This is a genomic window from Allobosea sp. TWI1241, from assembly GCF_039673065.1.
Taxonomy (GTDB): domain Bacteria; phylum Pseudomonadota; class Alphaproteobacteria; order Rhizobiales; family Beijerinckiaceae; genus Allobosea.
In genome coordinates this window covers 18,995-40,192 of the sequence record NZ_JBDJKW010000007.1, presented here as the reverse complement: position 1 = coordinate 40,192, position 21,198 = coordinate 18,995, and the positions used below count along the sequence as shown (strand labels likewise).

Below are 21,198 nucleotides of genomic sequence, written 5' to 3'. Positions count from 1 at the left end.
TGCCGCAAGGTCCTTCCCCCGCATCCCGGAGCCGTCGCCCGTGAATCCATCGGTGGCCCCCGTCACCATCCTCTGGGACGGCGCGCGTCATGTCGCGGCGGTCTGGACGGAGAGCGTCGCGACGCGTTTCCTCGCCGCCGAGGAGACCGGCGGCCGCGTCACGCTGATCGCGGCCGGCGACGGCGAAGCCTCGCCGCTGGTCGGCCTGTTGCCGCAGGGCAGCCGGGTCGTGCACGCGGTGTCGCTCTCGGCCGCGGGCGAGCGTCTCTCCGTCTCGGTCCAGCTCGACGAGCGCCTGGTGCCGGGCGAGGCCGAGGCGGGCGCCGGCGGCCTCTCGCTGGTGCTGGCCCATGCCGGCGCGACGCCGGATGCGCTGACAGTCGCGCATGTCGCGGCCGGCAGCCGCCCGGATGTCGGCGAGACGCTGGTGGCGAGCGGCCTCAACCAGGCGGGTGGCGACGCCGCCGCCGGGCTTCGCCTGCTCGCCGGCCCCTTCCTGCATCCGGCCGACGCCGAGGCGACGCAGACCCGCGCCAGCGCGGCGCGGGACGCTGCCGGCGGGCTGGTCCTGAGCTTCGCGGGCAGCGGCAGCGCGAGCGGCATCCTCGTCGCGCACATGCCGGCGGCGATGCGCGAGGCCCGCCGGGCGCTGGCGCAGATCGAGCCGGAGCTGCGGGTCGCGATCGAAAGCGAGCTCGACGCCCTCGACGGCGCCTCCGCAGATACGCAGGAGCGCGATGCGAGCGGGCTCGACCCGGTCGCCGCCCTGCGCCGCGGCTTCACCCTGCACCATCCCCTCCCGACCGGTGCCAGCGCGGCGCGCCTGACGCTCGCCGACTGGCGCGAGGCGGACGAGATCGTGCTCTTCGCCGAACCCCGCCGCCAGCTGAGCTGGACCGGCGAGGGCGAGACCGTCACCGGCGCGCCGCTGGCGCTGCGCTGGCAGGACGGGCGCCTCGCCGCCTTCTCGCATCGCGAACGCTATCAGGCCGCGGTCGGCACCGGGCTGACGCTCGCCGGACAGGGCGCGGGCGCGCTGGTGGTGGCCGGCGAGGCTGCCGGCGGCGCACCGCTCAACGACGATCTCGCACAGGCCGCCGGACGGCTCGCCGCCCGGCTCTGGCAGCAGGGCGCGGCGACGCGGCCGCAGCGGCTCGCCGCCGTGCTCGACGGCATCGCGGCCGCCCGCGCGCTCGCCGCATCCGGCCCCTTCGCACGCCTCGACGCCCGCGCCCGCGCGCCCGGCCGGCGCAGCAGCCTGCTCGACGCGCTGGCGGAGAGCTGCGGGCTCGACCCGTCGCGCACCGACGAACTGGGCGAGCGCCCGCTCGACGAGCAGATCGCGCTGATGCTCTGGGCCATGGCCGAGCCGCGGCTGGCGGCGCGCGCCTGCGCGGCCCGGCTGCTGCCCTCCGCCCCTGGCGGCGGGCGCAGCGCCGGGCAGTTCGAGCGTCTGCTCGCCTGGTACGAGGATCCCGCTTTGCCGAGCCTGCTCGGCCGCGAGGCCATGGCGCTGGCCGGCCAGGACCGGCAGGCGATGCGCCTGCTGCACGACGTCGCGGCCAGCGCCCATCAGAACTGGCTGACCGAGGCGCTGGTCGCCGAGGTCGAGCAGACCGTCGCCGCCGCGCGCAAGAGCCGGGGCCAGCGCCAGCTCGGCAGCCTCGACAGCCTGCTGCTGGACCTGCGCCGCAAGGCGGCGCGACGCCCGGCCGCGATGCCGCCGCTCGAAACCGTCGCCCGCATGCGCAGCGAACTGGCTTCGGCCGCCGCCGAGGCGGGCGTCGCACCCGCCCTGAGCGAGGATCTGTCGCGCCGGCTGGGCGAGCTGACGCCCGGCGAGATCGTGCTGGTGCACGGCCATTTCGCCGGGCTGCGCCGGGGGGTCGCCGAAGGCGCGATCGCCGCGCGGCTGATCGCCGACTGGGAGGCGACGGCTGGTCTCGGCGGTCTCGCCGCCCGCAGCGACAGGGCCGGCGACAGCCTGCGCGGCGCGACGCGGCTCGCCGCAGGCAGCCAGGGGTTCGTCACCACCGTCGATGCGATCGAGACCCTGCGCCCCGGACTCGCGGCGCTGGATGCCGGCATCGCCGCGACGCTCGGGCCGGGCGATGGCGGCGAGGAGGCTTCGGCGCTGCGCCGGACGCTCGCCGGCTACGGCCGGCTGCTGCTCGCCAATGCCGCCCTGCGCGAGGCGGACGCCGTCTTCGCCACGGTGCCCTTCGCCGAAAAGGCGCTGGGCGATGCCCACGATCCCGGCTTCGGCGCCGCCTATCGGCGGCTGCGCGCCGGCGCGGGCGACACGCTGGCCCGCTATCTGGAGGCGGCGGCCGCCGTCTCCGGGCTGGAGCGCGATTGGGGCACGTCGCTGTCCGGCGCGCTGCCCCCGCAGGCCGAAGCCGAGGCCGAGGCCGGAAGAGAGAACGGATGAGCGCCGCAGCCTGCTATAATCTCGAGACCAGGCTGGCGAGCTTCGGCGCCACCATCGCGCTCGACCGCAGCGACGCGCTGATCGGCGTGCTCGCCTTCGAGGCGCCGGAAGACATGGTGAAGGCCGTCACGGTCTCGCTGGTCTCGCATGCGCCCAGCCTGTCCAGCGGCGTCGACATCGGCTGGCTGCAGGGCGAGCAGCTGCTCGACAAGGCGGCGATCCGCGCCGGCGAGCGGCTGACGCTCGGCCTGCGGCGCGACGCCTTGATGCGTGCCGTCGCCAACCATCGCCAGCACGACGATCTCGACAGCGATCCGAGCCTGGAGATCGCCTTCTCGACCGTCGTCGAGACGGCCGCCGGCACGCGCGTCTCGCCGCGCAGGATCCTCAAGGTCGCGGTGCTGGCCGGCGCCTCGCAGCCCGGTTGGCGGATCGAGCCGGCAGAGATCGACCTCGACGCGCTCGCCGCCGGCAAGACCGTCGCGGTCAGCCAGATCGCCATCGACGTGCCCCGCGACATCGTGCTGGAGGCGCGGCGCGGCCTGATGATCGAGGCCAGCTGCTTCGGCCTCAAGGCCCAGCACCTCTCGCTCGCCATCGCCGTGCCGATGGACCATTCGGTCTCGCTGCGGCGCTATCCCGAGACCGGCGCGAGCACCTGCCGCCATCTGCTCTGGCTCGCCGACGCCCCGGCGCTCGCCGGGCAGGAGATCCGGCTCGACGTGGCGCTGGCGCGCGACGCCGTGCTCGATTTCGTCGACGAGACGGTCCAGGCCAATGCCCGCGCCGCCCTCCAGATCAGGCTGACCGCCAAGCTCGCCGGCTGGTATGCGCAGGACGGCACGGGCAACGATCCCGACGGGCCGGGCGCGCCCTGGAGCACGGCGCTCGAGGCGCGCTCGGTGCCGATCCGCAGCCAGAACCGCGGCGAGGTCGTGCTGAGCGTCGCCGGCTCGCATGTCCCCTGCCCGCTGGGAGAGACCACGCGCGTGACGCTCGACGGCGGCCTCCAGGCCGAGGTCGACCCCGACGACGAGAGCAGCATCGTGCGCTGCGAGGGGCTGGTCGTCGACCTGCGCCGCTGGCCCCTGACCCGCACCGCGCCGCTGACGGTCGCGGTGACGAGCCGGATCGGCGAGGACGAGATCGCCGAGCCGGATACGCCGCTCCAGCTCGAGATCGTCCGAGACGGCGATTCCGGGCGGCGCGGCCGCACCATCGTGCCGATGCAGCAACTGACCACGACGCTGTCGCGCCTGGTGCGCACCAGCGGCCCCAACGTGCTGCGCGGGCCGATCACCGTCTCGGCGACCGTCACCGCCGGCGACGACGACGGCAGACCGCTGCTCGCGGCGAGCCTGCCGCTGCGCTACAGCCGCCGCGTCCACCGCCTGCCGATCTGCATCGATCTCGGCGCCTCCGCCACCTCGATCTGGTCGGGTGCGCCGCGGGCCGCCGGCCGGGCGACGCAGATCAAGCCGTTGCCGCTCGGCTCCTGGCTGGCGCGCCATGTCGATCCGGGCCATGGCGAGGCCGGCCTGCAGGACGGCGGCAGCTCGCCGCTGATTCCCAGCCAGGTCGGGCTCGATTCCGGCAACCATCTGCGCGCCGACCACGCGCCGCACTCCCTGACCGACCTGACGCTGATCGGCGCGGACCGGGGCACGGTGACCCGTCGGCTCAAGGCCTATGCGCGGCGCTACGACGTCTCGGCGCCGGCCCCGCCGCCCCTGCCCGGCCTGCCGGCCGGCGGCAAGCGCATCGATTCGCTCAAGCACGCGCTGACCTCCGGCGCCGTCTCGCTGACGCTGCCCGAGCAGGTGCACCGCTACGATGCCGGCAGCGACCGCGTGGTCGCGACCAACACGGTCGAGATCGCGCCGCTGGTCGCCGACGTGCTCGACGAGCTGGTCGACCTCTATGTGCTGCGCCTCGGCGAGGACCGGCTGCGGGTCGAGGACCAGGCGCCGCCGCCGATCGTCCCGCGCATCCTGATCTCCTGCCCGAGCGGCATCGCCGACGAGGTGACTTCGCGCTATCGCGCCGCGCTGGAGCTGTTCACCCAGCGGCTCGAGCGGCTCTATCCCGGCGCCACCAGCTTCCCCGACACCGCCGTGACCGTGCCGGAGGCGGTCGCGGCCGCGCGCTATGTCGCCAGCCTGCCAGAGGTGCGCGCTGCCGTGCCGGACCAGGGCGAGGCGCTGCTGGTCACGCTCGACATCGGCGGCGGCACCAGCGACGTCGCCCTCGCCCGGCTCGCCCGCGACGGCGACCGGCTCACCAACCAGACGCTGGCGACCTTCGGCCTGCCGCTCGGCGGCGACCTGATCGACGAGGCGCTGGCCGAGATCGTCGCCGGGCTGATCGACCGCGCCATGGCCGGGCAGGACGCCCATTGGCAGCCGGCCTTCGCCGAGGCCTCGCTCGCCCGCGCCGCGCAGCGGCAGGACGCCGCGGCACTGGCCGCCCGCGCCTGGCTGCGCAAGGCGCTGAAGCAGGCCAAGGCAGGGCTGACCGCCGGGCTCTGCGCCCGGGCGGATGCCGGCGACGGCGCCTATCGCTGGGACGCCGACGCAGAAGACGAGACGCTCGATGTCGTGCTGGCCGAGATCCGGCGCGACGGCGACGATGCCGGCCTGTTCGTCGCCCAGGGCGAGCCCGCGCTGGCCGCGACCGCTTTGCCGGACGGCCTGTCGCTGGTCCTCGATCCGGCCGGCCGCGACGAGGTGCGCCGGCTGGTGCTGCGGATCGGCCGGCGGGCGATCGAGGCCGGCGGCGGCGCGGCCTCGCAGCGCCTCACCGAGATCGCGGCCGTGCTGGGCGGCATGCTGCCGCGCATGGCGCGCGCCGCGGGGCCGAACCCGCTGCAGCGGCCGAGCATGGTGATGGTGCCGACCGGGCGCGCCGCGCTCTGGCCGCCGATCTTCGAGGCGATCGCCCGGGAGGCGCGCGCCAGCCATGCCGCCTTCCCCTTCGCGCGGCCCTTCGCGCCGGCGGAGATGAAGAAGGCGGTGATCGCCGGCGCCGCCATTCTCGGCATCGAGGGCGATCTCGCCGCCTCGACCGTGCTGCATCCCAACCCGCTCGGCATCGCTGCGATGGCGGTGCAGATGCGCGACCTCGGCGCCACCGGACTGCGCACCGAGTTCGCCGCCGAGCGCATCCATTACCTCGGCTACGACATGGGCTCGGGCGCGCGCCTGCACGCCGAGCACGACGCGGCGGCCCCCAGCCTCGGCGGGCGGGCCAATCTCGGCCGGCGCTTCCAGTTCGTGCGCACGATCCCGGGCCTCGACCCGCAGGGCAAGGCGCTGTCGCGACTGCGGCCGTTGCTCGGCGGGCAGGATCCGATGGTGGTGCTGGAGGGCGATTCGATCGTCGAGGCGCATCGCGAGGGGCTCGATGCCTTCGGTCCCTGCGAGATCGTCAGCGAGGTGCTGTCGCCGACGAGCCGCAAGGTGACGGTGCTGGCCGCCAACGAGGGCTGGGAGGCCTGCTGGCGCATCGAGCACGACCGCGTCTCGCGGATCTACTGAGAGGGAGGCCGGTGATGGCAACCCTGCCGAAACCGTCCCTGACCGCTGCAATCGCAGGCTTGCCGCCTGTCCGTTTCGCGCCCGCCTCGCGGGCCGTCCCTTCCTGCCGAGTGAGCTGACCTCATGGCCCTCCCCGACCTGATGGACCTCGTGATGCACGATCCGCGGCAGCTCAGCTGCCTGCGGGCGGTGGCGGGCGAAGCCGGCGAGCCGATGCCGGACATCGAGAATCTCTGGCGCAAGCCGCTGCTGCAGCTGACGCGCGGCGGCCAGCCGACCAAGGACGGCAAGGTCTCGCTGGAGGATTTGATCGACCGCCAGCGCGGCATCACCCTGGTCGATGGCGGCAGCGGCCCGCAGCCGATCGACACGCCCTTCACCTCGCTGGTGGTGCTCACGGCCGAAGCGCTGCCCGGCGCGCAGGAGCTCGGGCGCTTCCTCGCCGATCGCATCGAGCAGCGCTTTCGCGACGTGATCGACCCCGATATCGGCGTCAGCGTCCATGTCGAGCAGAGCCTGCATGCCGGCGCGCCGGTCGCGGTCTATCTCGGCCATGGCGTCCACGCCCCGCCCGCCGGGCGCCTTCCGCGCGGCGAGGTGGTGATCCGCCAGGATGCCGACATCGCGATCGGCCAGCCGGTGATCGGCGCCGCGACGCCGGGTGGGCTCTATCCCGGCCAGGCGCGCTTCGCCTTCTCGCGCAGCGAGATGCTGACGGCCGCCGTCCATCCCGACCTGCCGGCCGGGACGATCTTCTTCCTCGGCCGCTACCCGGTCGACGCCTCGGCGCGCGAGGCCGGCGGGCTTCCGCTCCTGACCGCCCTGCCCCAGACGCCCGAAGCCCGCGGCCAGGCGATCCAGGTCGAGACGCTGGCGATCCCGCCCGACAGCGGCATCGACGCGCGCTACGAGATCCTCGGCATCCGGCCGCAGACCGGGCGGGTCTCACTCGGCATGGTCGACGTCATCCTCGACAAGCGGCCCGGCCGCCTGCAGGGCCAGCCGCCGCGCGGACCGCATCTGGCGGTGATCGGCCTTGCGATCCCCGAACAGCTCGGCGGACGCAAGATCGCGCGCTACTGGGTCGAGCGCAGCCATGGCGGCCGCCTGCTCTCCTCGGCCATGCTGGCCCAGCGCGACAGCATCGTGGTCCAGGGGCGCGACGCCAGGCGCTATGACCGGCGCGAGCTGCGCTACACCCGCAGCGGCGGCGAATTCCGCGCCGACACGCTCGGCTTCGACAACCGCAAGCGCTCGGTGCTGATGCTCGAGGAGGGCGAGTTCGGCTATATCGGCCTGCCGCGCGAGCAGACGCCGATCTCCTTCGGGCCCGACCAGTCGGCCCGCGGCTACGGCACCTTCGACTGGCTCGGCGAGGCGGTGCGCGTGCAGTTCGGCTCGGGCGCGGTCGAGCGGCTCGACGCGCTCTACGACCACAACCCCGTCGGCTTCATCGCCGCCGCGCCGGGCGGCGTCGCCGTGCAGTCGGCCGGCGACGTCTGGCTGCTCGGCGACCGCAAGGCGCAGCCGGCCGGTACCTGCGTCGTGCCGCCGAACGGGCCCTTCGTGCTCGGCCCGCTGGTCGTCGAGTACCGGGAGGCGGCGCGATGAACCATCCGCTGCTCAAGGGCCTGCGGCGCAGCCTGACGGCGCTGGCGGTCGCGCTCGTCACCATCGCCGGCTTCCTCTGGCTCTCCGGCGGGCTGATCGGCGAACTCGCCGCCAGCCGCGCCTGGATCAAGCAGCCGGACTTCACCGAGACCAGCCGCTCCAACGAGGACCTGTTCGCCCAGGCGGTCTCGACCGGGCTGATCTGGCTCGACCCGACCGGGCCGGTGATCCGCTCGCAACCCTGCGAGGCGCTGTTCGACCCGTCGCTGGCGGTGCCGACGCCGCAGGGCACCAAGGGCTTCTCGCGCACCCTGCTCGACCGGCTCTGCACCCTGCCGGCCGGCGCCCAGGTCCGCTCCGAGATGCTGGCCTGGAACAACTCCTTCCTCGTCGCCGGCGCCCGCGACGACCGTGCCGCCGACCAGCGCTGCGCCGACGGCACGCCGCTGAGCCTGCCGGTCGTCCCCGCCGGCTGCCGCCCGCCGAGCTGGACCGCACGCGTCGCCCAGTCGACCGACCTCGCGGCGCCGCTGAACCTCCTGCCCGGCGCCGTACCACCGCCGCGCGACTTCTCCGACTTCGCCACGCGCCGCGCCCGCCAGCTCTCCGACTGGGCGCTGTTCGGCCCGCTGCGCAGCCCGGAGGACCGGCTGGTGCTCGGCACCCGCCTGCCGGCCGGCAACCGCCGCGTCACCATCGACATGATCCTCGAGCCCGGCCTGATCCGCATCGGCAACGAGCGCGCCAATCTCGATCCCAAGCGCGATTCGCAGACGGTGCGGCTGGCGGGCATGAGCATCGCCGCCGAACGGGTCTGCTCCGACAGCGACGCCTTCGCCACCTGCGCCGAAGAGGCCCAGAGCGGCCTGCCGCATGGCTGGCGCTTCACCATCACCGGCCAGCGCCGGCGCGAGGTCGAGATCGGCTTCGAGGGCACGCCGGTGCGCGCCGTGCCGCCGCGTGCCCGCGAGATCCTCGGCTCAGGCGGCGCCAAGCCGGAGGACGGCAAGGTCAAGCTCTGGCGCTCCTCGCATATCGAGGCCGATTGCGAGCGCGACAAGACGCAGCTCGTCTGCGAGCTCGACTGGCGCGGCTCGGTCACGCAGCGCCGCAGCGGCGCCAGCCGCGGCCTCGCCTTCGCCGACGGCTCGCCGGCGCTCGACGCCAACGGCATTCCGCTGCCGGTGGTCGACGAGCTCGGCCTGACGGCGATGATCGGCTACGGCTCGGGCGATGTCGGCTCGCTCTCGGCGGCGCTCGGCCGGGCGCGCACGCGCCAGGACCTGGTGCTCACCGTCGAGCCGCGGCTGCAGAAGCTGGCCCAGGAAGCGGTCTACGGCCATATGGGTGAACGTCTCGGCCGCGGCAAGCGCCCGCGCCGGCCCGGCCCGCTGCCGGTCAACCTGGCGCCCGAGCAGGAGCCGCCGGACCAGGGCGACGGCCGCGCCGTCGTGGTTCTGATGGACGCAGGCGACGAGCCGGGCTCGATCCTGGCGCTGGCGAGCTGGCCGGATTTCGTGCCCGGCATGCACAGCTGGGACATCCAGGCGCTTTCGACCGGGCGCGACAGCGACAGCCCGCTGGCCGGCCATGGCTGGCGCGCCGGCGACGTGCACACCATGCCCGGCTCGACCTTCAAGCTGGTGACGGGCCTCGCCGGCATACTCGCCTCCGAGGAGATGCCGCGGCTCAACGACATCATCCTCGGCCGCACCCCGCCGGCCCAGCAGGCCCAGATGTTCGGCATTCCCGGCGGCGGCGGGCTCAATGTCGACGGCGTGCAGATCACGAACTATGGCGGTGCCGGCTTCAATGTCGGCATCCTCTCGCCGGCGCAGACCGGCTGCCCCGATGGCGGCCGCGGCGCGCAGATCGGCTTCTGCGAGGCGCTGATCAAGTCGTCCAACCTCTGGTTCGCCGGCGTGGCGCTGGTGATGGACGGGCGCAAGGTCGGCGGCCGGCCGACCACGGTGGCCGAGCGCACCGGCACCACCCTCGCGCGCCTGACCGAGCACCTCTACCCGATCACCCAGCCCGGCAAGGCCGTGCAGCCGGGGATCGACCTGACCCGCGGCATCGTGCCCGGCGCCCAGCGCCTAACCGGCGAGGCGCTCGACCTAGCGGTCGAGGACAAGCGCAATGCCCGCCGCATCGACCTCGTCACCAACTCCTACGGCCAGGGCGTCCGGGCGACGCCGGTGGCGATGGCCTCGATCTACGGCTCGCTCGGCGCGCGCAAGGTCATCCGCCCGCGCGTGCTGAAGCCGGTCGACGACGTCGCCGAGGCGCCGCAGACCGGCGAGGGCGAGCCGGTGATCCCGGGCATGGATCCGCGCCAGGCCGAGGTCTATCTCGATGCGGCCCAGCGAGGCCTGTTCGGCGTGGTCAATTCGCCCGGCGGCACGGCGGCCGGCGTGATGGCCTCGCTGCCGCCCGAGGTCCGGCGCCGCATCTTCGGCAAGACCGGCACCGCCGACACCACCGACGGCATGAACTCGGCCTGGTTCGCCGGCTGGATGAACGACGTCGCCGGCCGCAAGCGCGTCGCCTTCACCTGCCTGGTCTCGCATACACGTGAGACCGGCGGGCGCGCCTGCGGCCGCCTGATGGCCGGGCTGCTCGGCAAGGTCGCCGCGCTGGGAGACCGGAAGTGAGCGAGACCACCGCCCTGCGCCAGCTCGTCGGCCGCTGGCTCGACTTCCGGCCCTTCCGCCTGCCACGCCTGCGCGTGGGCTCCGCTGGCAACGCGCTGACCGGCCTGCTGCTGCTCGCAGCCTGCCTCGGCATCCTCGCCTTCTGGTGGCACAATGCGAGCTATCTGATCGCAACGGCGCGCCCGGTGGTCAGCCTCGACCATCTCGACCTGACGCTGGCCCGCGGCGACAGCCTGACGATCGGCCGACGCGAGCTGCTGCAGCCGCAGCGCTTCGATGCGGCCGAGGCCCGCCATGTGAGCTTGAGCCGGCAGGCGGACGGCCGCGTCACCATCCGCAACGTCGCCAACAATCGCCGCCTCTGGCTCGACTACCAGAACGGTGCCGGCAGCTTCTCGGCGCGCTGGCGCTTCCAGCCCGGCGACCGCATCGCGGCGGGCGCCCTGAGCATCGCCGTGGACGAGGCGAGCCCGGGCCGGCTGGCGCTGACCCTGACCGAGGCTGGCAAGCCGGCCGCGCGCAAGCTCACCATCGATTCCGCCGGCCCGATCTCGACGCTGCGGCTCGACGGCGAGGCGCTGCCCGTCTGCCAGCCGCGCAAGACCAACGACCGGGTGCGCGCGGTGGTCACCGGCATGATCGCCGCCGACGAGCGCGGCGAGGACCGCATCGTCTCGCTGGGCGGGCGCCTGACCTGCTCGGTCCGGGAGGAGGCGCATGTCGCGGCCACCGCCCTGCCCTTCAAGTCGCTCAGCATCATGACGCGCGGCGGCAGCTATTTCCTGGCGCCGGGCGACGCGGTCGACGCACCGCGGCCGCCCGTGGTGTTCGCGCGCGGTAACCAGCGTGTCACCGACTTCACCGACATCGCCTGGGAGCTCGATCCCGACGGCCCGTCGCGCCTCAGCCACATGATCATCGGGCGCACGCGCTATGCGGTCGAGATCGGCAGCGAGGCGAACGGCCGCCTGCCGCTGCGCCTGACGCCGCTGAGCAAGACGCATCGCTTTGCGCCGGAGGATGCCGAGGCGCTGCGCGCCAGCGCCGCTACCGACGGCATCCGCCCGGTGGTGACACCGCCGCGCCAGCCGATGTCCGCGGCCGAGATCGGCAACCCGCTCTCCTCGCTCAACGGCGCCGAACGCGCGGTGCGGTTGGCGCTGGTCCTGTCGGTCGCGCTGTTCGGCGTGCTCTCGGCGCTGCATTCCGCCACCGCCTTCCGGCGCAGCGCCATCCTGGTCAGGCTGGTCGGCGCGCTCGGCGCCACCGCGCTGATCGGCGCGACGACGATGCTGGCGCTCTCGCCCGAGCTGTCGCGGCTGGGCGGGGTCTCGATCTCCTATGAATCGGCGCTGCATGCGACGATCATCGCCTACGCCATCGCCTGCGTGGCGATCATGGTCGGCTCGCGCTTCGCGACGGCGCTGCGGGTCACCTGGCTCGGCCTCCTGATGCTGTGCTGTCTCGGCAGCCTGACGCTGCTGGCGCTCGGCATCGACGCGGAGAAGACCGACTTCACCATCCATGCCGAGAAGAACAAGCTGCTGTTCTTCGACCTCGTGCCGGTGGTGGCGATCGTCATCGCCTGCCAGCCGCAGCGCGCCATCGCCGCGCTGCCGCGCTCCTTCTTCATGGGGGCCGGCTTCAAGGACCAGCTGCTGCGGGCCGTGCCGGCGATCGTCATCCTGAGCGGCTTCGTCGTCTGGGCGGTGGTCGGCACCGAGACCGGCGTCGCCGGCTTCCAGCCGGTCGAGGTCGGCAAGATCGCGCTGGTGCTGGTGCTGGCGCACATCTTCCTGGGCTTCTCGCGGATCGACTTCTTCTACAACCAGCGCAACTACATCTCCTGGCTGAGCGTCAGCCTGGGCACGCTGCTGATCTTCATCCTGTTCCAGACCGCGGTACCGTTCCTCAAGAGCGACTACTCGCCGGTGCTGATCATGATGACCACGGCGGTGGTGCTGGCCTTCGCCTTCCTGCTGCCGAGCACGCTGAAGCGCCTCTTCGCGATCATGCGCGTCTTCCTGCGGCGGGCCGATGCGCCGCAGCGCAAGGTGCGCCGCCTCGGCTGGCCGCGCGGCGGCGTGCTCGCCCTGGTGCTGGTGACGCTGCTCGGCATCAACGCCGCGCTGATCTACATCTTCCCCAATCTGGTGAGCTACGGCATCTCCGGGCTGTGGACGCTGCCGAAGGAGCGCATGGCGGCGATCGAGGTGCTGGAGCGGGCCCGCGCCGGCTCGCTCAACAAGCCGGCCGAGCGCCTGATCACCTGGTACGATCTCGATCACGCCGTGAAGCGCGAGGCGGTCGCCGACGGCGAGCAGCGCCTGCCCGACGTGATCCATCGCGATCTCGGCTTCCAGCTGCTGCAATCCAAGGTCGCGCTGGCCGAAATGCCCTGCACGCTGGCGAGGCTCGATCTCGGCCTCGACCGCACGCCGGTGGAGATCCGCCGCGCCCTCGACGAGCTGCCGCCCTCGCCGGTCTCGCTCTGCGCCATGCTGCCCGGCACGCCGCACACGCCGATCGCCGAGCGCAGGAGCGAGATCGCCGAGGATGCGACGAGCCGCTTCACGGTGAGCGACCTCGTGCGGCTGCCGGTGGTGCAGAACGACTTCATCGCCACATTCCTGGCCGTGCGCTTCGGTTTGCCCGCGGCGCTCGCCTTGCTCGCCGCGCAGGTGATCACCATCGCCGGCCTGCTCGGCCTCGCGGTGACCCTGATGCGCGAGCGCGCCATGGGCTCGGCCCAGGAGGGCGCCAACAAGGGCACCGCGATCGTGCTGGTCGGCGTCGCCACCATCTTCGCGCTGCACTGGAGCATTTCCTGGGGCAATGCGATCGGCCTGCTGCCGGTGATGGGACAGCCGATGACCTTCATCGCGGCAGCCACCTCGCATCACATGCTGATGGCGCTGCCCTCGATCGCGCTCGCCCTGATCGCCGGGCGCCTCGCCGCCATCCGGCAGATCTCGCCGACCAGCGACCCGCCGCCCTGGGGGCTCTGGCGCGGGCTGACGCGCGCCGGGCTGTGACGCCGCGAGCGATTGAAAAAGCCCCGCGATCATCTCGCGGGGCTTTTTTCGTGACAGCGATGTTGCGGATGCCGGTCCCGCCGCTCAGCGGCGCTTGATCTCGATCTTCAGCGCCTTCGGCTCGGTCACCTCGATCACCGGGAAGGAGGAGATACCGGCGCGCGTCGCGGTCGGGTTGAAGACGAGGCGGTTGGCCGTCGATTTCGAGGCCACGACGGAGGGGCCGGTACCGCTCTGGAAACGTACCTTGGCCGGGCCGACCGGCTCGATCGCCAAGCCGCAGATCTCCTGCGCCTCGACCTCGACGGTCGCCGCCTCGGGCACCTCGACCGGCGCCTCGGCATAGCGTGGGCGCAGCTCGTAGACCTGCGCCTCGCAGCTGCTGCCGGCGGGCGGGGTCAGCGCCAGGAGGCGCGCCAGCGCCGGCGCTGCGGCAGGCGCCGGATCGGCGGCGGGCTGGGTCGAGACGGTCTGCGCCGCCGGCGGGCGTGGCTGGCTGCCGGCCTGCGACTGGCCCTGCGAGGCGACGGCCCCTTGCGGCGCCCCGGCCGGGTCGGCCGCCGGCTTCATCACGACATAGGCCGCGCCCGCGGCGACGACGAGCAGGACGCAGGCGGCGGCGACGAGCGGCAGCTTCGACGCCCCGCCGGGCGAGGTCGGCGCGTCGCCGAGAACGGAACGGCGCGGCGGCGGCGCGGCCGCGGCAGGCCCGGCATCCGGCACGGCCTGCGCAGCCGGGGCCGGCTCGGCGGCCTTGGCGGCTGGGGCAGGCTCGGCTTTCGGCTCGGCCGGCGCCGGCTCGAACGGCCTCAGCGCCATCGAGGCTGATACCGGGGCGGTCGGCTGCGGCGGCGCCTCGGGCGGCAGGAAGGCGCCGGAGCGCAGATAGAGCTCGATCGGCGCGACGATGTCGGCGAGCGAGCCGACAATGGCGATGTGATGCGGCTGCCCGGCCAGGATCTTGCCGAGGATGGCGGCGGCGCGCTCGGCCTCCTCGCCGCGCGGGACCAGCGCCAGAACCGGCGTGCCGGCATGCTCAGCCTCGGCGAAGAGATGGCGCGAGCGGTCGATCTTTGTGGTGAGATGGTATTCCTGCTGGGTGACGCCGGCCTCGCGCGCCGTATCGGCGACGGAGATGTCGATCGCGCCCGTGCCCCAGATCAGCAGGCGCGCCTCGGCGGCCTTGTGCGTCACGGCCTCGCCATGGGCGAGCCCGCAATGGGCGGCCATGACCGGCACCATCCAGCTCTTGCCCTGGTCGATCGCGCCGGAGGCTGCGAGCCGATAGCTGCCGCCGTCCGGCAGGCCGAGGATGTGGCGCAGCGGCTCGCCCGGGCGCAGCACGTTGTTGTACTGCGTGCTCCAGGGCTCGCAGACCTCGGAGCTTTCGGTGGCGAGCACGACGCGCGACACCGGCACGCGCGCCGACCAGGCGAGCTTCTTCAGGATGATCGGCTGGTCGGTGGTCGGGACGACCACGAAGACACCGGAGCGCCTGACGTTCTGATCCCCTGAAGCCATCGTCCTCTCTCGCGGAAGCCGCCCTGCGCAACGCCGGTGGCGAGGGCCACGCGCGGCGGCCCGCCCTGACGTTAAAGCAGATAAACGCCCGCGAGCGGGTTGGCGAGCATCAATCGCAGCAGGTCGCGCTCGGCGTCCTGCCGCGGCAGGTCGATGACGATATGGCCGTCGACCGGGGCCGGCAGCGCCAGGCGCACCACGCCCTCGATCGAGACGACCTCGATCATGGTCGGCGCAGGCACGCTGTCGGACAGGCACTGGATGACGAGGGCCGGCGGGGCGTCGTCTTCCTCGATCACGTCGAGTTCGAAGGAGCCGATCCGGCGATGCGTCGCGCTGCTGTCATAGGCAGCCGCCGCGAGCTCGCTGCGTGCGACGGCCTGGAAGGAGAGCAGCTTGCGGTACAGGCGCGCGACCTCCGGGTCGGTGCGGATCGCCCGCTCGGCCGCGAAGTTGACCGGGTCGCCCTTGATCCGGCGCGCATGGGCCCAGAGCTCGGCGCGGCCGATGGCCGGCGCGGCCTGCTCCTCGGGCTCGCTGGCGGCCAGGGCCGAGATGACCAGACGCGCAGCGGCACGGCCGATGCGCGGATCTTCCTCGATGGGGCCGTGGGTCGCGAAATCTGTCATGGCCGTTTCAACCGCCCTTGATAGCGCTGCGAAAAGACATCGGTGAACTTCGCTTCGTCGAGCGCCGCCTGGCCGCGCAGGTCCGTCGTCTCGCCGAAACGCTTCTGTTGCCTGTTGATCCGGTGCAGGGCTCCTGCGACCGTTCTCAGTGCTCCCACATGCCTTGCAAAGATCAGGGTGAGTTTCGCATCGTCGATCCGGAAACTCGCGCGGTCGTGCCGCCAGCGCCGCAGCAGCTTCTGCCCCTCGGCGGCGACAGGCTCGGCCGGCTCGTCGTCCATGGCGCCGAGCGCAGTGGCGATCAGCAGCAGTTCGTCGAAGCGCCGGCCGAGCGAGGCCAGCGAACGCCCGATCGCGGCATAGTCGAACGGGTCCGGGTTCTGGTCGACCTGGCCGCGATTGGAGCCGGCGACGCGGCGGCTGGCCTCGACCAGCCGGTTCTCCCAGGGCGCGACCGCGCGCGAGCGGCACAGCGTCAGCGGCTGCTCATGGGCGATCGGCAGCAGCGCCAGCGCCCGGCCCACCGCCTCGCGCTCCTCCTTGTTGAGGAATTTCGGGTCCGAGGGCAGGCGCATCAGCGCGGCGTGGACGCGCTCGCGCAGCACGCCGTCCTCGTCCTCCTCCGGCTCGTCCTCCTCGTCCTCCGGCGGATCCTCCGGCTCGAGCTGGCCGATCACCGCCTGGTAGTCGAGCCAGGCGATCAGCGCCTCCTCGGGATTCTCGGCCGGCTGGCGCGCGCTGAGATCGTCCATCGAGGACGGCGCCATGAAGTCGCGCCGCGAGACGCCCGCGCGCTCCTCGCGCATCAGGGCGCTGAAGCGCTCGGCGAAGCGGGCGAAGCTCCAGGTCTCGCCATGCAGCAGGGCGAAGCTCCACAGCGAGACGAGATCATCCGGATCGAACTCGCGCTGGCGCTCGCGCCGGCCGCTGGCGTTGAGGAAAGCCTCGCGCTGGCGGATCAGGTCGGCGAAGGCGAGCAGCGGCAGATGGCGCCGGCGCCAGGCACGCATGAAGCGCGCCGGCTCCTGCACCGCGCGCTTGAGCCCGTCATCGTCGAGCTGGCCGAGCGCGAAGATTTCGTCGAGCCCCTTGCGCAGCGCCGCCAGCCCGCCCTCGGAGCGCTCGTCCAGCTCGGCGGCGAAGAGGAAATCGGCGAGGCCGAGCGCGCGCCGCACCCGGTTCCACGAGAAGGAGCGGCTCTTGCCCTCGCCATAGGTCAAGGCGAGCTCGGCACCTGAGGCCGAGACCGCGGCCCCGGCCAGCGAGGCGCGCACCGGCGCGTCCTGGCGCAAGGGGCGCAGCAGCATGGCGGTCTCGTCGAGCATGCAGGCGATCGCCGCATCCCGCGGCGGCATCCTGGCGTCGCCGGTCAGCGCCCCCAGCGCGAACAGCACCTGCAGCATGTCCCAGAGCGGCAGGTCGGCGTTCTCGCTGCCGCCGCCCGTGATCGCCAGGACGAATTTCTCGGTGTCGCGCGCGGAAAAGCGGCGAGACGACGCGATCGTGCCAATCTCCGCGACCCGCGCCGGATCGATACCCCAGTCCATATGTCGTTGCCGCCCGCGTGGAGCACCGGGCGCGATCGCGCGGCAGGCCTGCCAGCCCGTCCACCTGCGCCTGCGACAGTGCAATCTTCAGCCGTCGCAAAGTAACAAGCCGCCCGGTCGCTGTCGACCGGGCGGCTTGCGGCTCGTCGCAGGGCTGGAACCGGGGCGTTCGCCCCGGCCGGACCTCATCCGCTCAGCGGGTCGAGACCTTGGTGACCGTGACCCGGTTGCCGGCGAAGGTGACCTGGCCGTTGAGGCCGACCAGTTCCATCATCAGGCGGAAATTGCGGGTCAGGCGGGCGGAGTCGGCCGAGGTGCTGTAGAAATAATCGGCCGAGGTCGTGGTGACGGTGGTAGCGCGGTGCGAGCGGTAGCAACCCCAGCGGACGAACTCGCCCTCGATGCGGTCGACCTCGGAAGCCGTGAACTCGCGCAGCTGGATGACGTAGTCGGTCGGCAGGTTGTTGCAGCCGTCGCCGACCGGGCCGGCGACGACGCCGCCATCCTTGGAGATCTCGGCCGTGCCGGGCTGGCGGGCGAAGCCCTCGAGCTTCTGGGCGATCGCCGCGCCGAGATCGGTGGCGAGGACGCGGGAATGCGTGCCGACGGTCTCGAGCAGGCACTCGGCGCCGCAGGGGCTCGGCAGCGCCGGCAGCTGGAAGCCACCGACCTCGAAGGCGGCGATGAACTGGCCCGAGCGGACGTTCAGCACGCGGCCGGCGATGCGGATCTCCGGATAGCGCACGCCCGACTGGGTGACGCCGCGGCGGGCCGAGGCGTAGATCTGGTAGACCACCATGGCGTCGACCGGCGTCGAGACCGAGCGGGCGATCTCGATCAGCTCGGCGTCGCGGCGGCGCACCCGGCTGGTCGGAGCGATGCCCAGCGCCAGGCTGGTCTCGTCATAGACCTGGAAGCCGCGGGTGTTGAGATACTCCGACAGCTGCAGCTGGACGCGGTTGAAGATGCGGTTGTTGCGCGGAACCGTATCCGGATCGGCGTCGTCCGACATCACCAGCAGGTTGATGCGGGAATTGCTGGACTGGGCGTTGGCCGCGACCGCGAAAGGCAGCAGCAGCACGAGCCCGAGCATGATACGCTTGAGGAAAGCCATGATGGTCATCCTGCGACAGACTGTTGAAGGAAGAGGTCGAGCCCGGCTCAGCCGGTGATCGCGATCACCTCGACGCGGCGGTTGACGGGCGAGAACGGGTTGCGCGGGTTGCGCAGCATGTCCGGCCCGAAGCCGTGCCATTGCAGGCGGTCGCCGGCGATGTCGCCATAGGCGATCAGCCAGTTGCGCACCGAGGCGGCACGATCCTGCGAGAGCGCGACATTGTAGTCGTAGTCGCCGTCCTGGCTGGTGTGGCCGGCGATCAGGAAGTCCTGGTCGGCCAGGATCGGATGGCGCAGCGCGACCGCCAGGCGCATCAGCGCCGACTGTGCGCCCGGCCGCAGCGCCGAAGAGTCGTTGTCGAAGAAGACGGTGATCTCGACCCGGCGGCTGAGATCGATCTCGATCTCGTGGACCATGCCGCCGCTGCGGGTGCGGATGCGGCGGGTGACCGGGGCCGAGCGCCGGCGGGCACCGCCACCGCCGGAGGGCGCCCGGTCGTGCGGCGCCAGCGAGCGCAGGATGCTGGTGGCAGCCTCGTCGGTCTGGGCCAGCGCCGAACCCGCGCCGATCAGGGGCAGCGAGAGGACGAGGCCACCCAGCGCACGGCGCGAGAGGTTCGGCTGCAGTTCGACGCTTTCGCTGTGACGTTCGGAGATCTTCACGATCGGTCCCCCGTGGTTCCTGTGCGGTATACGCGTGTCGCCTCGCCGATGCACCATTGAGGCGATGCCGCGGCGGTGTTGGCCGAGCCTTGGACGCATCAGCCGAGTTTTCGCCGCGAGCGCAACTTTTCTTGGCAGGAACATGGTAAATTCGCGGCAGGCACCGCGTCGCGCCGCGCGCTGCGAAACTGCCCCAGAGCCGGCCAAGGGACGGGCGACGTGCCTCGCGCACACCTCCCGAGAGGAGACCCGAGATGGGCTTCCACACCGACATCGTCCCGGCCTTCCGCGCCTCCGGCAAGCGCCCGCTGCTCGCCGTGGCGGCGCTCGCCATGCTCGTCTCGGCCGGCGCGGCGCTCGCCCGCGCCGAAGGCGACACCCTCGTGGCGCCGTTCACCCTGGCACAGGCCGATGCACCGGCGGCGGCCCCGGCCAGCGCCGAGCGGCCGCGCGCGCTGCGCTTCGAATCCTCGGCGCGCACCATGACGGTCGGCGTGCTGCAATCGGCCCGCGAGCTGATGACCACAGGCTCCATCCCCTTCGCGCCCGGCAGCTGGGAGGTCGGCGCCGAGGCCAAGCGCGCCATCGCCCGCCTGCGCGGCGAGTTCCGCGCCAACGCGCCCAAGGACGCCGCCTTCGCGCTGCTGGTCTCCGGCGGCGACGAGGTCGTGGCCTATCGCCGGGCGCGCGGGCTGCGCACCGCCCTGATCGAGCTGCAGCTGGAGGAGGCCCCGCGCATCCTGATCGCCGCGCGCGGCGCCGGCGAGGGCCAGAGCGGCGATGACGGGCAGGCGCGGGTCGACCTGGTGCCGCTCGACAGCGCGCGCTGTGACGGCTGCGGCGACAAGCCGTTCCGCACGGTGGCGCTCGATACCGGCGTCGCCAAGCTGGTGCGCGCCACCAGCGACGACGTGACCGTCGCCGAACGTGCCCCGGTCGCCGAGAGCGAAGAGCCCGCCAGCGAAACCGCCAGCGCACCGAAGCAGGCCCCGGCCACCATGCCGACCCCGGTCGCCCGGCCGGCTGCGCCGGCGCCGAAGCAGGCCCGCGAGGAGCGCAAGGCCGTATCCGCTCCCTCGCCGATGCCCGCCCCGGCCCGCGCCGAGGCCGCGCCGGCCGAGAAGACGCAGGAGCGCGCGCCCCAGCGGCGCGAGATGCAGGCCAGGACCGATCGGCGCGAGCGCCGCACCGCGATGGTCGAGCGCAGCCAGCCCTCCCGGCGCTGCGCCCGCCCCGCCATCGTCATCGACGACTATTATCGCGGCGGGCCGCTGATCGGCTGCGACGGCCGCTTCCGTCCCCGCTCCGACTGGTGATCGGCCCGACCGGGCGCCGCCACCGACAAAAAGGCCGGATGCGCCAGCGCGCATCCGGCCTTTCGCATCTTCGTCGGCCGTTCAGAGGATCTGGTTCAGCAGCTGGGTCTCGCCGCGTTCGAGGCGGCCGAGATTGTCGAGCAGCATGTCGACCACATTGTCCTCATAGGCGCGGGTCTCGCCGGCGCTGTGGGGCGTGACGAGCGCGTTCGGCAGGCGCCAGAGCGGCGAGTCAGCCGGCAGCGGCTCCTCATAGACGCAGTCGATACCGGCGGAGATCCGGCCCTCGCCCAGGGCGGCGATCAGCGCCGCCTCGTCGACGACCCGGCCGCGTGCCACGTTTATCAGGAAGGCGCCCGGCTTCAGCGCGGCGATCGCGGCGGCATCAACCAGGCCCTCGGTCTCCGGCGTCAGCGGGCAGGTCAGCGCCAGGATGTCGGCCTCCGGCAGGACGGCGTGCAGCTCGGAGGGCGTGACGATGCGGTCGACGCCCGGCTCGGAGCCGCCGCGCCGGCGCACGCCGACGACACGCATGCCGAAGGCCGCGGCGAAGCCGGCCAGCCTGAGGCCGATGCGGCCGAGGCCGACGATGACGATGGTCTTGCCGCCGAGCTCGTCCTCGCGGCGGGCGCGGTCGCCGATCATCGGACGCCAGAGCCGCTGCGCCTGGTTGTCGCGCGCCAGATGGAGCTGGCGGGCCAGCGCCAGGATGAGCGCGATGGCATGCTCTGCCACGGCGCGCTCATTGCTGCCCTGGGCGCTGGCGAGCCGGACCCCGGCCGCGCCGAGCACCTGCCGGTCGAACTGGTCGGTGCCGGCGCTGATCGACTGGATGAAGCGCAGCTTCGGCGTCGTCGCGGCGATCTCGTTGCGCCAGAGGCCCGAGACCACCAGCACATCGGCTTCCGGCGCCCGCGCCTTGAGGTCCTCGACGGTGCGGACCTCGAAGGAGGCCGCTTCGCCGCCGCGCGCGAGATAGGCGTCACGCAGCTGGTAGGCGGCATGGGCGAAACCGATGGTCAGGGCGTTCTGCTTGGGCCAGGGCTGCATGCGGGGACCTCTTCTCTTCGCCGCGCGATGGGCTGCCGGGCGGGTGTTCCATGGGCTGCCGACGCTGTCCAGCCGCGCGACGCGATGAC

At 72.9% G+C, this 21,198-nt stretch carries 12 protein-coding genes; 6 read left to right on the top strand and 6 right to left on the bottom strand.

Features of this window, described 5'->3' with window-relative positions:
* Window positions 1-40 precede the first annotated feature (40 nt).
* From ABE438_RS10920 to ABE438_RS10900, 5 genes are all read left to right on the top strand, one after another.
* Window positions 41-2,431 (top strand): hypothetical protein, encoded by a 2,391-nt coding sequence (locus ABE438_RS10920; RefSeq protein WP_346502645.1) that lies wholly within the window; start codon window positions 41-43, stop codon window positions 2,429-2,431.
* Window positions 2,428-5,967, top strand: a complete 3,540-nt coding sequence (locus ABE438_RS10915; RefSeq protein ID WP_346502644.1) for a hypothetical protein — start codon at window positions 2,428-2,430, stop codon at window positions 5,965-5,967. The genes ABE438_RS10920 and ABE438_RS10915 overlap by 4 nt, the downstream gene beginning before the upstream one ends.
* A 123-nt stretch (window positions 5,968-6,090) precedes the next feature.
* Entirely contained in the window at window positions 6,091-7,578 is a 1,488-nt protein-coding gene (locus ABE438_RS10910; protein ID WP_346502643.1) for a hypothetical protein, read from the top strand.
* On the top strand, window positions 7,575-10,232 hold the full coding sequence (locus tag ABE438_RS10905; protein ID WP_346502642.1) for a penicillin-binding transpeptidase domain-containing protein: 2,658 nt from the start codon (window positions 7,575-7,577) through the stop codon (window positions 10,230-10,232). The genes ABE438_RS10910 and ABE438_RS10905 overlap by 4 nt, the downstream gene beginning before the upstream one ends.
* Window positions 10,229-13,267 (top strand): hypothetical protein, encoded by a 3,039-nt coding sequence (locus ABE438_RS10900; RefSeq protein ID WP_346502641.1) that lies wholly within the window; start codon window positions 10,229-10,231, stop codon window positions 13,265-13,267. The genes ABE438_RS10905 and ABE438_RS10900 overlap by 4 nt, the downstream gene beginning before the upstream one ends.
* A gap of 84 nt (window positions 13,268-13,351) precedes the next feature.
* Here ABE438_RS10900 and ABE438_RS10895 read toward each other — a convergent pair whose 3' ends face one another.
* The 5 genes from ABE438_RS10895 to ABE438_RS10875 form a co-directional block, all read right to left on the bottom strand.
* Complete coding sequence (locus ABE438_RS10895; protein ID WP_346502640.1) at window positions 13,352-14,788, bottom strand: hypothetical protein; 1,437 nt, start codon at window positions 14,786-14,788, stop codon at window positions 13,352-13,354.
* Window positions 14,789-14,859: 71 nt separating this feature from the next.
* On the bottom strand, window positions 14,860-15,417 hold the full coding sequence (locus ABE438_RS10890; RefSeq protein ID WP_346502639.1) for a hypothetical protein: 558 nt from the start codon (window positions 15,415-15,417) through the stop codon (window positions 14,860-14,862).
* Window positions 15,414-16,964 carry a hypothetical protein gene (locus tag ABE438_RS10885; protein WP_346502638.1) on the bottom strand — a complete coding sequence of 517 codons (1,551 nt, stop codon included), beginning with the start codon at window positions 16,962-16,964 and terminating at the stop codon, window positions 15,414-15,416. The genes ABE438_RS10890 and ABE438_RS10885 overlap by 4 nt, the downstream gene beginning before the upstream one ends.
* 193 nt (window positions 16,965-17,157) lie before the next feature.
* Window positions 17,158-18,078 (bottom strand): hypothetical protein, encoded by a 921-nt coding sequence (locus ABE438_RS10880; RefSeq protein WP_346502637.1) that lies wholly within the window; start codon window positions 18,076-18,078, stop codon window positions 17,158-17,160.
* A 47-nt stretch (window positions 18,079-18,125) separates the two neighbouring features.
* Window positions 18,126-18,743 (bottom strand): OmpA family protein, encoded by a 618-nt coding sequence (locus tag ABE438_RS10875; protein WP_346502636.1) that lies wholly within the window; start codon window positions 18,741-18,743, stop codon window positions 18,126-18,128.
* A gap of 254 nt (window positions 18,744-18,997) precedes the next feature.
* Here ABE438_RS10875 and ABE438_RS10870 point away from each other — a divergent pair, with 254 nt between their 5' ends.
* On the top strand, window positions 18,998-20,059 hold the full coding sequence (locus ABE438_RS10870; protein ID WP_346502635.1) for a hypothetical protein: 1,062 nt from the start codon (window positions 18,998-19,000) through the stop codon (window positions 20,057-20,059).
* Between the two features lie 81 nt (window positions 20,060-20,140).
* On the opposite strand, the gene ABE438_RS10865 is transcribed toward ABE438_RS10870, so the two are convergent.
* Window positions 20,141-21,109 carry a D-2-hydroxyacid dehydrogenase gene (locus ABE438_RS10865; protein WP_346502634.1) on the bottom strand — a complete coding sequence of 323 codons (969 nt, stop codon included), beginning with the start codon at window positions 21,107-21,109 and terminating at the stop codon, window positions 20,141-20,143.
* Between the last annotated feature and the right edge of the window lie 89 nt (window positions 21,110-21,198).

Bases quoted from the DNA above. Each gene is read 5' to 3' on its own strand.
- ABE438_RS10915 (WP_346502644.1), top strand. From the start codon at position 2,428: ATGAGCGCCGCAGCCTGCTATAATCTCGAGACCAGGCTGGCGAGCTTC.
- ABE438_RS10910 (WP_346502643.1), top strand. From the start codon at position 6,091: ATGGCCCTCCCCGACCTGATGGACCTCGTGATGCACGATCCGCGGCAG.
- ABE438_RS10905 (WP_346502642.1), top strand. From the start codon at position 7,575: ATGAACCATCCGCTGCTCAAGGGCCTGCGGCGCAGCCTGACGGCGCTG.
- ABE438_RS10895 (WP_346502640.1), bottom strand. From the start codon at position 14,788: ATGGCTTCAGGGGATCAGAACGTCAGGCGCTCCGGTGTCTTCGTGGTC.
- ABE438_RS10890 (WP_346502639.1), bottom strand. From the start codon at position 15,417: ATGACAGATTTCGCGACCCACGGCCCCATCGAGGAAGATCCGCGCATC.
- ABE438_RS10885 (WP_346502638.1), bottom strand. From the start codon at position 16,964: ATGGACTGGGGTATCGATCCGGCGCGGGTCGCGGAGATTGGCACGATC.
- ABE438_RS10880 (WP_346502637.1), bottom strand. From the start codon at position 18,078: ATGGCTTTCCTCAAGCGTATCATGCTCGGGCTCGTGCTGCTGCTGCCT.
- ABE438_RS10870 (WP_346502635.1), top strand. From the start codon at position 18,998: ATGGGCTTCCACACCGACATCGTCCCGGCCTTCCGCGCCTCCGGCAAG.
- ABE438_RS10865 (WP_346502634.1), bottom strand. From the start codon at position 21,109: ATGCAGCCCTGGCCCAAGCAGAACGCCCTGACCATCGGTTTCGCCCAT.